The organism is Paenibacillus sp. JQZ6Y-1 (genome assembly GCF_040719145.1).
Lineage (GTDB): Bacteria > Bacillota > Bacilli > Paenibacillales > Paenibacillaceae > Saccharibacillus > Saccharibacillus kandeliae.
Genome location: NZ_JBFDUZ010000001.1, coordinates 337,918 through 353,018, shown reverse-complemented (window position 1 = coordinate 353,018; position 15,101 = coordinate 337,918). Strand labels below are relative to the sequence as shown.

Here is a 15,101-nt window from a genome sequence, read left to right as displayed (position 1 = left end):
TCCTCCTCAGGAATGTTTGTTTTGATGGGAATAGACTTGCATTACCTATATCAATTACTGCACGTAAAAGGTGCCGAACAGCTGCTCCATCACATCGGTCAGCTTCACATTCCATTGCAGGAATACTTGATCTGCTTCCGGCTTCAGCACTGGCGATTCGCCATAGTATGCCGGGTCCAGAATTACATCGAAGCCAGATGCTTCAATCACGCTGCTTTGTGCCAGCTGTGTCAGATATTCCTTCATTGCACCGATCAGCGCCAGACGACCTTCCTCGGTGTTGTTCACTTTACCGATGTACGCATCTTCCGCCGCTTGCTGCAGATCGCTATTGATTGCATCCATCACACGGATCGAACGGATTTTTTTCCATGCGTTGTTCTGACCTGCACCCGGAATAACGAGACTGTTCACGCCGCGCAGAGCTTTCACCTGACGACCATCATTGAAGAAAATGAATACACCATTTTTCACAGCTTGTTCTTGCTCGGAGCGGGTCCAACGACGAGTCACATCGTCAAATGGAGCAACATGATACGTTGTCGATTCGTTCAGACGTTGACCAGCGATCAGACCAGCTACATAGGCACTCGTTTGGGCAGAGCTGTAATCGGTTGTACCGATACGTACGCCTGTACCAACATTGACGATGCCTTCGTAGTTCAGTGCCAGCGAGCGTGTTGCCGCAGTCGTTGCTGCTTTGGCAGACACATCGTCTGCTGCGCTGCCGCCGACTACCATAGAGATCAGCTTGCCTTCGCTACGTACGCGTTTCACCCAAGCAGAGAAACTTTGCAGCAATGCGGAATCAGCTGCAAAATCTAGTGCCAGCACGTCAAAGTTTTCGCCTTCCAGTGCTTCCTGTGCGGCGATATAGTCAGCATTTACCAAACCGGCATTGCCGCTTGCACCGCCACTAAATGCAGCGGTTGCCACGTCGGACGGAACACCACCATTGCCAACCACAGATGCAACCACATAGACGTTGTCTTCATCTGCATTGATTTGAGCTGCAAAATCAGCTGCTGTACCTGCGGTGGATACATACGAGCGCAGCAATTTTGTACCTTCGTACAGACGCAGTTCTTTTTTCGTACTGTCGGTAATGCTCGGTTGTACCGTTGCTGTAAAGCCGTTACCACGCGTACCGGTATATTTGGCATCCAGTTTCAGAACAGCTACATCTTCTGCTTTCAGCGTTACGTTAGATGTTTTGGCTGTATCGTCAGCCAGACGGTAAGCGAGTAGCTTTTTCGGACCACCCAGCAGTGCCAAGTACAGCGAACTGTAGGCAGTTGCGCCGTTGTCATTGTCGCCAGAGAAGATCGAGTTGATTGCCGTTTCGCTGCCAATCTCTACAAACTGCTGTTCTGGACCCCAGTTGCCTTTCAGAAGGACAACGACTGTACCGCGGTCGCCACCTTGAATGGCAGATGCTGCTGCCGCCTGAAAATTCATATATAAACCCGGTAATACCGGTCGATTCGTACTTTCCCAAGTTCCGCCTGCCATATTACTCCACCTTCGCTTTCATAAATTGTTGGATTTGTTGGTTTACTTCATCGATTGTAAATGTCTGACCGGATGCTGCATGGAATACGCCATACATCACTTCCGGCTTCACGCCAAATAGAGAGTTCGCATGCTGGATCAGTTCATCCAGCGGATAGCGAGCTTCGCCTGTAGAAACCGAATGGCTTGGATGCTGCATGGAGGACGACTCCGTTTGTGATGCTGTTGCTTCTTTACCGCTCGGTTTCAGCGATGTATGTTGTGCACCAGCAGATCCCGTTTGGGTGTCTGCTTTTTTTGTATTGCTGCGTTTACGGGCTTTTGTTGTACCGCCCTTTTCACTGACTGCCAATGCTATCCACCTCGATTCTGTTACTTACTTGCAATACTAGAGACTCTAGCCGTCCAGCACCGGTTTGTTGTGTACTTCGCGTACCAATGGTGCATCCGGCAGATCACGCTGCGCACGGCGTAGTAAGGTTAAGCGAATTTGCCCATTCAAAAAAGCATCTGCCTGTACATCGGCAGATGCTTCGCCCACCGTCAAATAACGGCGTTTTGCGCGATCCAACACAATTTTCACTTGTGCATTCAAGCGCTCCACGAGTTCGGCAGCAATACGCTTGTTCTCCTGCTCACTGTGACCATAGATATGCCCCATCCACTGCTTGCGCAGTTCAAAAGCGGTGGTACCCGGTGCTGTAGTGCTGATGCTGGTCAGCCGCCATAATACCGAGCGCTCCACATAACCGGAAGGCCAAGCGTCGTTGTAGATTGTCCAGCCTTCTCCCAACTGCTGAGCGGTCCATTCATTCAGCGCCACCAGCCACGGATCTTTGTCGGCGTCGGGTTCAACAGTCGATTCCGGTTCCGGTACATAAATGCCAAAACGAATGGGGCGTGTAACTAAACCGCCCAGCAGTTCCGCTGTATCACTGTCGGCTGCACCGAGATACACACATGTAAAAGCTTCGCCTGCGTCATCCACCAACCGCGTATTATGCAGCTTCTGGATCAACGTCTCACACCAGGCTTCCACTTGCTCCATGCCACCCGAACCGGGCAAAGCGTACGGCCAAATTTTTACAATCCGCCGATACCCCGCCCATGATGACTTCTGCACTTCCTCAGCAAACGTAATGACTGCACTGGCTCCGCTTAGTCCAATATCCGGTAACTGGATGTCCAGTACTTTACCGGACCATGCGGGAATCAGCTCAGCCAGTTTGGCTTTGAGGGTTGCCCTGATCTTAGGGATGATACTCACCTCCTTTGTCCAACATAACTAGCTACTACATCAACAACGGAGAGGAAGAAAAGAGCCGATCGGACCGCATCAAAAAGGACTGGCTTCGTTTGCCAGTCCTGTACATTAGCGTATGTGCTTTCGGTCGTTTGTGCTCTTTTTCTTCATTTCCGATAATACAATCTTACACTGGATTTCTCCTAATGGAGACGGTGTTATAGACGGAAAAAGGACGGTTATCGGTTGTTTTACAGCGGATGTAGAGCGCTGTTTTGCGATAATCCCTGCGAAGCCTTGCTGTATCAGGCTTTCCACTAAAAAACACCCGCCAAATGACGGGTGTTTTGCTTCATTATATAGAACATCCAACGTTCTATTTATTCCATCGGTGCCTCACCATACACCACCGACGCCTGACTCAAAAACAAACCGGAATACAAATACGAGATCAACGCAAACACCGGAATAAACCATAACATCATCGGCGAGTTCACCACTGCTGGCATTGGTAGAATCTGAATGACCAACCATGTGAACGGCAGCGCCACCATATTAAATAGAAGAAACTGTAACGGCACTTTGCGTACTAGCGTCCGTAACCCCCGATTTAGCGGTGCGAGAATCACAAGTGTATACACCAATAATGGAAGAAAGAAAAACAAAAACAGCACCACATGCTCCTGCAAACGATCCGGCAGCGCTCGTGTCGTTTGCTGCAAAGCAAAGCTTAAATAGAGCGCACCTAATAGACTCACGAGTAGCGCTGCGATGGTGCTGTCAAATAGCCATGCCCGGTGGCTATAAGGTGAAGACCGGAGCCGCTTCGCCGTCGTGGCTGCGGCAGGTAATTCGCTTTTCACAGAACTGAAACCCCTATCTATAATGAATTTAGATTGTATACATGTATGTAATCCCGTTCATATTTTTACCATAAAATAACATAAAATCAGAATATATGCTATCTTTTCCGCTAAAATAATATGTACCTGCATGTATCCGTCCGTTTCCTTACTTGTACATAACCTGTATATCCTATCACCGAATCAATACAAACAAAAAGACTGTCCCATCATAGGACAGTCTTTCCACTTCGGCAAACTTCCAATTCTTCATCTTCTTCCACCGCATACAAGCAATGACATTACGCTGCTAGCCGTAGTCTTACATCGGCAACCGGATCATCCCGCTATCCGCTAGCGCCAATGCCAGCTTGTAAAAGGCGCGGCTGCGGATTTTGACGTAGGTGTCTTTGCTGATCGGCGGATCAAACAGATGACTGTATACTTTATAGTCGAATACATCATCCTGCTTGAGGTAACGTTCCCGAATCAACAACTGCTCTCGCTCACTTAACCGCTCCACAATCGCTTCCACCCGTTCACAATACGCGCGCCGCGCAGCTGGTGTGTCTACATTATAAATGGCAGCGCCAGCCGTCGGATCACCAGTCACATTCGTCGGTCCATGCATTCTCGCTTCGTAAGAGGCGGTCATGGAGGTTTCGCGAATTTCAAAGGTAATCGTTTTGTAAATCCGATATTTTTCAAATACCGCTTCGACGGCATTACGAGTCTGGCGACGATCCAATTGGGGCAGGGAAATCATAGGGTTCATTGTACAACACTCCTTTAATATAATGATGAAGATGTGAGACGCAATCGATTCCATTCAAATTCACTCTATTCAATCTTTGCCTTTTGGCAATGATGATATAACTATAACCGCTTTTCGTACTCTTTAACGCAATAAAATACCAATTTTTTGTTAGTGTTCGTATTTTGTTCGTATTTCGTGTCTTTAAGATAGCATGAATAGACTGTAATCGTAAACTGCCAAATTTGGTGTTTTTTAAGGGTAAATCTTCATTTATCTACTTATTGCTCCTTCATTTGTGCCTTTTGGCAAAGAGTGGATTTCCATTGTTTACCTAATGGCAATAATGGGTTATAGTAACAGTGTAAGATATCATGTGATACGTATTCGCAAACCGGCAATATGCATCGGTAGATTGCCTTTCTTTTTATCGTGTCTGGAGAAAGGGTGTTTTGTCAGTGAATAATCCTTCATTTGGAACTTATTTAAAGCAAATACGCGAACAAAAAAGCTGGAGCATCAATCAGCTTGCCGATATTGCTGGGATTAGTACGTCGCAAATCTCGCGCATCGAAAATGGCAAACGCGGTGTCCCTAAGCCGCAAACGATTGAAAAGCTATCGCAAGCGCTGCATGTACCGTATGCAGAAATGATGAACCATGCTGGTTATCTGCACCCAGAAGAAAGCGCGCAGATTCCAGATTGGGCAAGTTCCAGAGACAAGCGTGATTTCAAAAAAATGCTAGAGGAAGATGGTGAATTGATGTTTGATGGCGTTCCGCTGGACGATGAAGACAAACAGCGGATCAAGGATGTATTAACCGGATTGTTCTGGGAAGCGAAGCATATGAACAAACGTAAACCTGTCGCAGGTGATGACAGGCGCCCATCGTAAGTCGGTTCTTCCTACACGCGCCATCGCGCCCCATTGCTTGCGTCATCGGCAAGTCACGGCGCTCCAAACCAAACGCTTATATCGAGGTGAATCATACCGATGGATGATATCGCAGCCCGGCTGGTGCATCAATACCAAACCAATTGCCCTTTTGAAATTGCTGAAGCGCTCGGCATACATATTCGCTACATGGATCTTGGCAAATCAACCAAAGGTCTGTACTATACAAAATTAAAACGGCGCTTTATTGTCATCAATCACGGGCTGTCTCCACAATGGCAACGGTTTGTCTGCGCCCATGAGCTGGGTCACGACCGCTTGCATAAAGGACTCAGCCGCTTTTTTCTGGAAGAGCATTCGTACTTCTGGCCAGGCAAGATGGAGCGTCAAGCCAACTCCTTTGCCATCACCCTGCTAACAACCGGACGTGAACAACGCAACGGCGAAACATTGGAAGCTTTCGCCATGCGTACTGGCATTCCTCATGAAATGCTATATTTTTTTGATCCTTGATCGAACATATGTTCCATTCTATGTACAAAGCCCTGCCATTTCTGTTCTGTCCTTTATCTCCAATAATGGAGGAGGATGCAGTCATGGCAGGGTATTTGGTATCCTTTGAGGTTGTATCTTTGCTATTATATTTTGCTATATCTCTTGCTGTATCTCTTGCTGTATCTCTTGATTGCTATTGGTATAAAGAAGTCAGCCACCGGTTAGCTTGGGCAGAAAAACAAGTCCCGCAATAATGATCGTCAGCAAAATACAAACATTTTCTACCGCCGAGCCTTTGCGTGTACCCGTACTCATCAGATTAAAACGTAATCGCCATTTTAACGGCGGCAGTAGCTTGACGCCACGATTAGTTAACGAATCCGCTAACAAATGCAGGAAATACGAAATGCCGCCAGCAATCCAGATGCTATTGCCGGTATGCGCCGTTGTGCCATACAGTAGCGCTGTCCATGCCGCCGTACCATAAATCGTATGAGTCAATCCACGATGTGGCAAAAAGGTACAAATGATCAGCAGACTGCCGCCCATATAGTTCCACGGTGCAATCTCATGCCCATACAAAATAATACCGACACCGATCAGGAACATCACAAACTTGCGCAGTGAACGCAGCGGCAAAAAGGCAACAAATACGACCGCAACCGCAATCCCAATATCCCACGGCATCCCTAGCAAGCCTTTCCACAAAATCCATACCACTGCTCCAAGCATAATCGTCTGCAATACACGCAAAATCGGCTCAGACAGCGTCTTGGACACTAGAAGTGAATTGGGCTCGTCGATATCAGGTAATAATGAACTAACAGCGGCAGCAACTACAGCAGCAGATGTGACAGGAACTCCTGCCATAGTCATGATCGATACAGTCAATCCTGTACTAATAATAAAATGGGATTTGCCCATCATGGTGCATACAACTTCCTTTCAAAAAACACTTGCTGTTGCTCACAGCCGCAATCACACGCTTATGTGTAAATGGAATGTTTCAATATGTTAAAGCTAGTGTTAAATTTTGGATATAAGTACATATTACTTACTCATCTGTAGTATGGTTAAGATACAACACGACGATTGGCAACACGTCTGATCTACTACTGCCCGTCATACCTATTCGGGCGATAAGGAGCGTCTTATCATGAAGCAACCGCGGAAATGGTATTGGATGGCATCAGGCGGTATACTGGCTCTTGTTCTGCTAGCTGGTTGCAGCACTGTAGATACATCTAACAATGTGCAGCTTACACTTGCCCACCCACTAGGCGGACAGCAGCAATCGGATCAACAGCCCGTTATCCTATCTCCATATCATCAAGTAACACCGGTATATAAAGAACAATATCCGCTTCCACCGGAGCAATTGCCCGATAACATCATGCAAGGAAATTATGAAACCGTCTACTCCCAGACATCCGACCGCTTCAAGCGGCAGGTCAGCTGGAATGCCTTTCTGGATACATTACAATCCTTCACCAGCGACCGTGATAGCTATAGCCTATCTTCCAGTGTGCGTGAACAAGGCAAGCTGCGTCAAATCTGGTGCAATACCCGCCATAACAAAGGGATCGAGATCGTCTTTGCCGAGCATCATTCACGCTATCCAGATTACACGATTCTGGCTATGCAGGTCGGTGCTTTGACACCCTCTGGCAAGATCGCCAGAGCTTCGCAATAATCTTTGGTATCTGCTTTCTGTTAGCAGGGGGACGGTCTGCAACAAAGAGCTTCTTTTCAAACCTTAGATCATAGAGACTTAGGGGTGCATAAGCGCTTGATCTGACCTACATTCCTACCGTTCCATCTCGCTTCTATTTATACGTCTCCATCGTATTCGCTCGATGTGTCTAGCTCTTGTCTCCGTCATGCGCGACCACTTCGGAACTATCGCCAAATGGCAACATCACCATTGCCATCTGGATGCTCCGTTTATTATAGCACATATGTTCGCCATTTGGAAATAAACAAGCCGATATTCTTGCACGAATGCGCAAATATCGGCTTGTATTGTATAGTATTAGGCTTCCTTCGTAGTTACCGACTGATCCAATTCGTTCAACCGCTCTAAAATACGGCGTTTACGATACAACATTCGTCCAGCTTCCGCTACGCTATCCAGCGAGTTTTTATTCACAAAGGAGCCAAACAGAATACCAGCAATGGGCACTGCCTGAAACAGCTTGCGCCAGCCAAAATTATCACGATAGGAATTGACCACTTCACGCCAGCCCTGAATTTGCGAAAAGACCTGTTTGCCAGTATCCGCCTTTTCAAAATCAGCAAGCTCCTTCAATACCGCCTCTTTGCCGACTACATCGGAAGAAGCGAATTGCAGACATTTCAGAATAAACAACCGCTCCTGCGGATCATCTGGATAGTAGCCGTAGCATAGCGAGATTTCCTGTAGCACTTTGAGCGAGATCCCAATCATCGCTGGAATATCCGCTGCAATGGTGAAAATACCGCCGATACCAGATGCTGCTCCTTCTAGCGCTGCCAGATTGGAACGGCTACGAGAAAGATCAAGCGCTGCCTTATTCATCACTTCAAGTGGCAGTTGAGCGACATCCTTTGGCTTGAGCACAACATCCTTTTGCCCGCTGAGCGTCGCCAGCTTTTGCATAATGCCTTTGGGAGAGATCAGATAGGAGCCACCATTTTGAATAAAACGTCCAATCTCGTTAATCGCGATACCCAGCTTGTCACGGATGAACTTCGGTGTCAGCCGATCTAGCAGCGCGAATGGAATGCGACCGATTTTATCTAGGATCGATGTACCGCCTTGTTCCTTTTCCCATTTGTTTACCTGTGCCAATTCCTGTTCCAGTTGTTTACGGGTTTCTTGTATCTCCATGTTCTCATCCCTCCGGCTCTGTCTATGTAACATGATCTGCTCATTGATGCTCTACTGTCTATTATACCGAAGCGCTATAGTTAAAACATCTGCTTGCCATCTTGTGCTGATCTTTGTCATTCTATTCGCCTACAATATGTGTGTTGAATAGGCTTTGAAACGATACTAACGATCATCCTGATCACCACAATAACGACGCGTATTGTAGTGCTACGCATCGCATCCTCTATGTTCGCCAGCCAAACCATATGTTCATGATCCAAACAAAGAAAGCCGCAACACCGTAGCGGTGTGCGACTTTGTTGATTTGCATATGCTGCGATCCGCTACTTGAGCTATTCTCAATCAAGAATCGCATGTATGACTTGCCAGCCTACTTGTGCAGGCTTGTGGATAGTGATGCTAGCCTTTACAGCATCGGTGCTGTAGGCTTTTGTGCGGCTTCGTTAGCCAGTTCGTGTTCGCGTACCGGTGCGTAGGTGATGCGGTCGATGACCAGACCATTACCTACTGGCTCGCCGTTTACAGTAATCATTACTTTTTTGAAGTTGGGATCAAAGTTTGTTTCATGCATGTGTGTTCACTCCTAGTATCGTTAAAAATTTCGTTTTTGTGTTTTTGTTAGTGTCTTACGTTTATATGCAAAGCCCATGCTTTGCTATCGTTTATCCTGAGGTTCAGGAGGTTTAATATACATCATAACTGCAATTGGCATTCAGGTCTGTTGGGTGAAACCTGTTGCTCGCCAAATCAGCGGGACACATCTTTTATACCCCGCCTATCCAAAAACTAAACATTTGGGCAGAAAGTTGCCAGCTATTGTGCCATCTATTATGTGCATAAAGCGATAACAACCGGATTCGCCAGCAACCGGTGTCACATCTTATGACATAAAAGAGACGTGCATGGAAGATTTAGCATACTTTACTCCACATTTTGGATAATGTCAATATATATTATCGTCATTTTTAACAAAACCGTTAGAAATGTAGCATCTTTTTTTCATCTTTTACGTATATAATGACGTTACTTCTGCCAATAGAAGGAGGACATGAATCGTTTATGAAATGGAAATCCTTGCTATTGTCCGCCAGTTTCAGTGTACTGTTGCTTGGCTCTAGTCTGGTTGCTTCACAGCAGACTGCACAAGCTAGTAGCTGGTGGCAAGGCATTCAGAGCTTTACCGAGCTACCACAAGAAGTGAATGAACTCAAACAAAACTACGATCAAGCCAAAAACCAACTGGATCAAGCCCAGCAAAATATACAAAACTACCGTGACGAGAATGTGCGTCTGGCTGAACAAAACGAATTGCTCTCCCAGACCGTCAAACAGCTTCAGCAGGCGGAAGCGGAACGTGCAGCCAGCGCCCGCTTTTGGAAAATCTTGCTCTTCTCCGCGATTGGTCTGGTGCTGCTCTGGTTCGTCTTTACTCGGCTTGTTCGTTTCGGACTACGCCGCCGTTAAGCATACGGCGGCTATTTGCCGTGCAGGGCATTTTGTTCTATACAAACGCCATGGTATTCTTTTCTTAATGGAAATCTTATGTATCCTTCAGATCATCGTCATGAATTCTCTACTATATTCCACTACACTTCATATAAAGGAGGGCATCTCATTGCAACTGGAATGGCAGCAATCCTCAACCCTTCCGCATGGCGGACAGGCGATGATCGTTCATTTGACGGACGCCGAGAAGCTTCATATGCTGCATCCAAGTCAGATTATCGCTTATGATGGTCCTTCTGCCGGACGCAGCGACCGACTAATGGATGTCAAAGGCATGTATCGCAAGCGCAATCTGATTCGCGCCGACTTTACTGGACCGTGTCGTTTTGTGACCTCCTTGCCACCCGGCTTCAGTCTGATTCCAATTCAAATTGATGCCGGCAGCGATCTACTGTATGATTTTCGCCATTTGTTCTATTATACGTCCAACATCACCATGCAGACCCGACTACTCAAGCTGAAAAACATTCTGATCACCCGCGACGTGATCAAGGTCAAATTCGGCGGTGAAGGTGAGATTGGTCTGTTAACTCGTGGTGCCGTCATTGAAATGAAGCTCCATCACACGCAGCCAATTTATGTGGACGCCCGCAGCCTGCTTGCGTATCCAGAAAATGCCACGCTCAAGCTGAGTGTATACGGCAACCATCTTGCCAGCCAGCATATGCACTACCAGTGGGCAATCACTGGGCAAGGCTCCGTACTGCTCCAAACAGGACACGATAATGGCGAGCTAGCAGAGCATTTGGAGGATAACAGCCTGTTCAAGCGGATTTTACGCGAAGTCATTCCGTTTGGTGGTATTTTTATAAAATAACAGATGTTTCGTGAACCACCTACCTCCTGCTTATGCCTACCATGTTTCCAATCTAGTCATGATTCTCTTACCGATGTACAACCATACACATAAAGGAGCAGACAGTCATGTTTCGTATCCAACATCTCACTCTCTATACTGCCATACTCGAACCCATGTATGATTTTTATGTGCAGTTATTCGGCAAAGATCTTGTCCAGCTACAGGCTGCTGGGTTTACTGTACAGCTAGGTACAAGTGTATTGGAATATCAGCAGGCTACTGCTGGAGACCAGCCCTTTTATCATTTTGCTCTTAATATTGCAGCGAATCATCTGGAGCAAGCCAAGGCTTGGATTGCCGCAACAACACCTTTATCCATGGAAGATGGTCAAGAGGACACGCACTCTGAATTTTTCCATTCAGTCTCCTGCTATTTTGAAGATCCCGCTGGAAATATTATCGAATGTATCGCCCGACAACAACATGCTCCGATGGACTCTCGCCCTTTTACAACAGCTTCGATACGAGGCATTGGGGAGATCAATCTCACTACTTCCCATGTATTAGAAACTGCCCATGTATTACAGGATGCCAACGTTCCGATCCAAACTGAACTAATCGATAAAGACAGACTGAATTTTGTTGGCGATATCGATACGTATTTACTACTTGGTCCTGTAGGACGACGCTGGTTTTTCTCGGATCGCTTATCTGAGCTTCATCCATTGACTATTCATATGCAAGATGGTCTGCAATTGACTATGAGTTCCAAAGGTCAGCTGGCATATACTGCTCCCCCTGCTTAAACTACAATGAAAAGAGCACAACCGATGACAGTGTATCCTGCATCCGGTTGTGCTCTTTTTTCATTATAGTTTCCAAACATTAAATTTCGGATCAACTAGCTTGTTGAGCGCTTTGAATTGTTGCGGGTCAACGTAAGCGATCAGCAGATGTTGTCCGAGCGCCATGTATACAAAATCGCGCTCATCGTCGCGCTTACGATTCAGCTTAATGACTCGGTCAAAAAATGACTTATCCACCCATTCGCTATAATATTGAATATCCCATTCCATTCGCTCTCCGTGATGCAAAAAGCTGAACATCACATTCCCCTGCTCATGATCCAAGCAGCTACGAATGTGAGTCATATTCAATTCGCCCCCCGTCATAGCAACCAGACGTTCAGCGAGCTGCGTATACAGATCGGTACTCTCTACCGCTTGCAGATCGACATACCAGATTTGATCCGTCGGATAGCTGCATTCTGGATCAAGCTCGTCTTTGCACACCTTCTCCCCCAGTGAAATGAGCAAATTGGTATATGCTCGTTCCTCGTACCAGGACAGTGAATTGCCAGCAATCACCTGCTCCAAGCTCATATCGTCCTTGAGCTGGATCGCAGCTTCTTGTAATTTACTCCATTGATCTGCTAAGGGAATCGTTTTATTGCGAAAAAAACTGATCATTATGAATCTCCTCTCTGGACAATCCATCAGATTGGCATTGTTTAACGTCCCTTTTTGTCGCGCATGAACTATTCATCTACCAGTCGTATCATTCAAACCCATGCTATTTATGCGTAAATGGTTTGGTATTCTTCATTTACAAATTCGATTTTCCAATCCCCTATATAAAGCCCGGTTCCCTATGAACAGAAAGCATACATACAATGCACAGGTTTATTGTAGCTGTCCCCAACTGTGCTTTTTCAACATACAGTTTCTCATCCTGCGATACCCTAATTTTTACGTATCGTCCGGGTATTACTAAATATAACAGGCGCACACCCCGAAAATCCTGAGTCTAAAGACACCATACTTAAAATTATGATGATATTTGTCATATTATCGCTACATATACATGCAATCGCTAGTCTTATTTACCCATTTCAAATGCAACTGAATAGCCAAAAAAGTGAGTATTATGGCAATTTTACGTGTTCTTGTTGGTATTATATAGCTCAGAATCTAAGTTTTTTACAATTATCCCTTTTTTTCGTTATTTTATCAAAAGCAAAACTTTGGTCGCATGTCCTTATACCCTGATTTTGTATGTATCATTATTGGTATCAAACGTCTCAAATGGAACTACGTTCTGCTAGATGACTGTGTAGCATATCAGCTTTTGACCGATATGCCACACAGCTTAGACGATCACATTGCTTTGATGTAGCTTAACGATAATCCTTCGGCTTGTCCTCACCTGGATATACCGACCATATCGCTTCGATAATACGATCAAACTGATCGTCATCTTCCTCAATCACTTGCTCCAACGCCTCAATCTCTTCTTCCTTGCCCGATTCATTCAAAAAATGCAGGCTGTAATCCCAATCATGACCGCGTTTGGAAAAGAGGGTCAATTCATACGGCTCCGCATGCCCTTCTACTTCTAGCTCCACACGACCTAGGTATCCTTTATCCGGTTCTTGCAACTTTTCCAGCTGTTTATGACGAATATGAATAGTCAGCATCTAATGTCCGCCTTTCTATCATGTAAGTTTTCGATATCTGTCACATTCTCCTATGACAGTATAGCGTAAATCGATAGGCTGTGGCTATGCATTGTAATAATCCAGACGCTGCTGCAATGTACCCGTATGAAATTCTAACAAATGTCCGTCAGGATCGCGAAAATAAATGGATTGTCCTTCTCCTTCTACATCTCGCTTACGACCAGTCTCAATCTCTGCTCCAGCCTTCTTTACGTTAAGCTCCAACTCTGGTAGCGATTCGGCTGATACTGCCAGAGCGATATGCGTATACGAGGAATGAATATCTTCGCGTGTAATATCGTTTTGGATATTTAATGCCCACCACATTCCTGCAACATCAAAGTAAACTGTTTTCGGTTGTGACAATACAGGTTCACACTGAAAGATCGTTTGGTAAAAATGGACGGAACGCTTCATATCAGACACAGAGATCGTAATATGACCTAATCCATGAATCAGGGGCTTACTTATCTCTACACTCACCTTTGTCATAGTAGAATTCATATATAAACTTCAATAGTAGCAAGTTGCTTTTTCAAATCCCAATCTTCCGGTTTCTTCTTCACGCTAAAAAATACAGCGCCATGACTAAGCCAGCTGTTTCGATATTGTTCCAGTGTTCTAGGATAACTAGCTGCGTCATCATCAAAACCAGCCTGAAAACCGCAGCATACACAAATCTCATAACTAGGTATTGTATTTTCCCATTGCGCTTCTTCCAACCCATCATGACCACATACTGCACAGCGATTAGGCGGTTGTAGCGCTTTATCAATATAGATATTCCATCCTGTTGCTTCTAGTTCCCAAGACCATGGTTCACGAAAATCATCATATGTAAAACTTGCATATTGCTGCTGTTGATAGGCAAGCGGACTTTCCCATGCAGCCTCGCATTGATTACAATAAACAAAACATGTGTCATACTTTTCTTCTTTCATAATGACTGCGTTTCCCTGCGTACAGATGTAGCATGTTCCCACAGGATATTTTATAAATATTGAACGAATAACGAACCCTCCTTATTGATTTGCGAATTACAATCCACAAGCAATCTATTCTACACAAGCTTTGCAACATCTAGCTATCTGTAGCGATATTGTGTTGCTTGGATCTATAATCATCAATCATTGTACAAAATTTCATTCTGATAATGTGAAAAGGCTCCGAGTTGAACCATTCCAAACTTTTCCAGAAATCATCATAAAGTTCTATTTGCAATAGAATATGATCCAATTGCTGCTCGGTATATTCATTAATATCTTTGTGTTCCCATGCAATATTGGCAACCCTCTCAAAAAAATCGATGTGCTGGTTATCAATTTGTAATTGAACTCCCTCATCATAATAGAATTCCTTTAATTCTTGTAGTTCTTCCAATTCCTCTTTTGTAAACATATCGTTCTCCTGCCATTTTAATGATCTTATATTCTATGGCTAGTATACCAGCGAGGCTTTCAAAATAGTTGCTCCATGTTCATATACGATATACTCATGATTGTACTTCAATTCTCATTTGATTTCTTCAAAAATAAAGCAAACTGACTAGAAAGAAGATCCAAATCTGTAGTCGCCAGTAAATGAATAGGCATCGTCTAAATAAATTGCTCCAAACCTCGTACATATCACCAAAACTCTCTTTTCTTGGCACGCAAATATGCTATACTGGTAAAGCGGTTTTCAAG

General features: G+C 45.1%; 19 protein-coding genes. 6 read left to right on the top strand and 13 right to left on the bottom strand.

Translation table 11 applies throughout. The annotated features are described in order from the left end of the window. Positions 1-54: 54 nt before the first annotated feature. From ABXR35_RS01435 to ABXR35_RS01415, 5 genes are all read right to left on the bottom strand, one after another. The gene (locus ABXR35_RS01435; protein WP_367054440.1) at positions 55-1,512 is read right to left on the bottom strand and encodes a phage tail sheath subtilisin-like domain-containing protein; all 1,458 of its coding nucleotides are present in this window, start codon (positions 1,510-1,512) and stop codon (positions 55-57) included. A 1-nt stretch (position 1,513) separates the two neighbouring features. Continuing rightward, positions 1,514-1,864, bottom strand: a complete 351-nt coding sequence (locus ABXR35_RS01430) for a YqzN/YkzM domain-containing protein (protein ID WP_367054438.1) — start codon at positions 1,862-1,864, stop codon at positions 1,514-1,516. Between the two features lie 45 nt (positions 1,865-1,909). Further along, positions 1,910-2,779, bottom strand: a complete 870-nt coding sequence (locus ABXR35_RS01425; RefSeq protein ID WP_367054435.1) for a hypothetical protein — start codon at positions 2,777-2,779, stop codon at positions 1,910-1,912. Positions 2,780-3,135: 356 nt separating this feature from the next. Next, the gene (locus ABXR35_RS01420; RefSeq protein WP_367054432.1) at positions 3,136-3,618 is read right to left on the bottom strand and encodes a hypothetical protein; all 483 of its coding nucleotides are present in this window, start codon (positions 3,616-3,618) and stop codon (positions 3,136-3,138) included. 301 nt (positions 3,619-3,919) lie between these two features. Then, a complete protein-coding gene (locus ABXR35_RS01415) occupies positions 3,920-4,372 on the bottom strand; it encodes an ArpU family phage packaging/lysis transcriptional regulator (RefSeq protein WP_367054430.1) in 453 nt (150 codons plus the stop codon). Between the two features lie 437 nt (positions 4,373-4,809). On the opposite strand from ABXR35_RS01415, the gene ABXR35_RS01410 reads away from it, so the two are divergent. Then, positions 4,810-5,247: a helix-turn-helix domain-containing protein gene (locus tag ABXR35_RS01410; RefSeq protein WP_367054427.1), complete on the top strand. Its 438-nt coding sequence runs from the start codon at positions 4,810-4,812 to the stop codon at positions 5,245-5,247. Between the two features lie 99 nt (positions 5,248-5,346). Further along, the gene (locus ABXR35_RS01405; protein ID WP_367054425.1) at positions 5,347-5,760 is read left to right on the top strand and encodes an ImmA/IrrE family metallo-endopeptidase; all 414 of its coding nucleotides are present in this window, start codon (positions 5,347-5,349) and stop codon (positions 5,758-5,760) included. A gap of 192 nt (positions 5,761-5,952) precedes the next feature. On the opposite strand, the gene ABXR35_RS01400 is transcribed toward ABXR35_RS01405, so the two are convergent. Next, entirely contained in the window at positions 5,953-6,669 is a 717-nt protein-coding gene (locus ABXR35_RS01400; protein ID WP_367054422.1) for a metal-dependent hydrolase, read from the bottom strand. Between the two features lie 229 nt (positions 6,670-6,898). Between ABXR35_RS01400 and ABXR35_RS01395 the strand changes: the two genes are divergently transcribed. Beyond that, positions 6,899-7,435, top strand: a complete 537-nt coding sequence (locus tag ABXR35_RS01395; RefSeq protein ID WP_367054420.1) for a hypothetical protein — start codon at positions 6,899-6,901, stop codon at positions 7,433-7,435. Between the two features lie 339 nt (positions 7,436-7,774). On the opposite strand, the gene ABXR35_RS01390 is transcribed toward ABXR35_RS01395, so the two are convergent. Beyond that, on the bottom strand, positions 7,775-8,611 hold the full coding sequence (locus ABXR35_RS01390; RefSeq protein ID WP_367054418.1) for an EcsC family protein: 837 nt from the start codon (positions 8,609-8,611) through the stop codon (positions 7,775-7,777). Between the two features lie 409 nt (positions 8,612-9,020). After that, a complete protein-coding gene (locus ABXR35_RS01385; RefSeq protein ID WP_367054415.1) occupies positions 9,021-9,185 on the bottom strand; it encodes a hypothetical protein in 165 nt (54 codons plus the stop codon). A gap of 488 nt (positions 9,186-9,673) precedes the next feature. Between ABXR35_RS01385 and ABXR35_RS01380 the strand changes: the two genes are divergently transcribed. The 3 genes from ABXR35_RS01380 (at position 9,674) to ABXR35_RS01370 (ending at position 11,725) form a co-directional block, all read left to right on the top strand. Beyond that, a complete protein-coding gene (locus ABXR35_RS01380; protein WP_367054412.1) occupies positions 9,674-10,078 on the top strand; it encodes a hypothetical protein in 405 nt (134 codons plus the stop codon). 202 nt (positions 10,079-10,280) lie between these two features. Next, positions 10,281-10,937, top strand: coding sequence for an AIM24 family protein (locus ABXR35_RS01375; protein WP_367061072.1), 657 nt, complete (start codon positions 10,281-10,283; stop codon positions 10,935-10,937). Positions 10,938-11,044: 107 nt separating this feature from the next. Beyond that, complete coding sequence (locus ABXR35_RS01370; protein WP_367054409.1) at positions 11,045-11,725, top strand: hypothetical protein; 681 nt, start codon at positions 11,045-11,047, stop codon at positions 11,723-11,725. Between the two features lie 63 nt (positions 11,726-11,788). Here the strand turns inward: ABXR35_RS01370 and ABXR35_RS01365 are convergent, their stop codons facing one another. The 5 genes from ABXR35_RS01365 to ABXR35_RS01345 form a co-directional block, all read right to left on the bottom strand. After that, complete coding sequence (locus ABXR35_RS01365) at positions 11,789-12,388, bottom strand: hypothetical protein (RefSeq protein WP_367054406.1); 600 nt, start codon at positions 12,386-12,388, stop codon at positions 11,789-11,791. Between the two features lie 707 nt (positions 12,389-13,095). Continuing rightward, positions 13,096-13,395 carry a hypothetical protein gene (locus ABXR35_RS01360; protein ID WP_367054403.1) on the bottom strand — a complete coding sequence of 100 codons (300 nt, stop codon included), beginning with the start codon at positions 13,393-13,395 and terminating at the stop codon, positions 13,096-13,098. 84 nt (positions 13,396-13,479) lie between these two features. Beyond that, a complete protein-coding gene (locus ABXR35_RS01355; protein ID WP_367054400.1) occupies positions 13,480-13,920 on the bottom strand; it encodes a VOC family protein in 441 nt (146 codons plus the stop codon). Then, a complete protein-coding gene (locus tag ABXR35_RS01350; RefSeq protein WP_367054397.1) occupies positions 13,917-14,357 on the bottom strand; it encodes a hypothetical protein in 441 nt (146 codons plus the stop codon). Before ABXR35_RS01350 ends, ABXR35_RS01355 begins: the two co-directional genes overlap by 4 nt. Before the next feature lie 139 nt (positions 14,358-14,496). Beyond that, positions 14,497-14,814 carry a hypothetical protein gene (locus ABXR35_RS01345; protein ID WP_367054394.1) on the bottom strand — a complete coding sequence of 106 codons (318 nt, stop codon included), beginning with the start codon at positions 14,812-14,814 and terminating at the stop codon, positions 14,497-14,499. Positions 14,815-15,101: the final 287 nt, after the last annotated feature.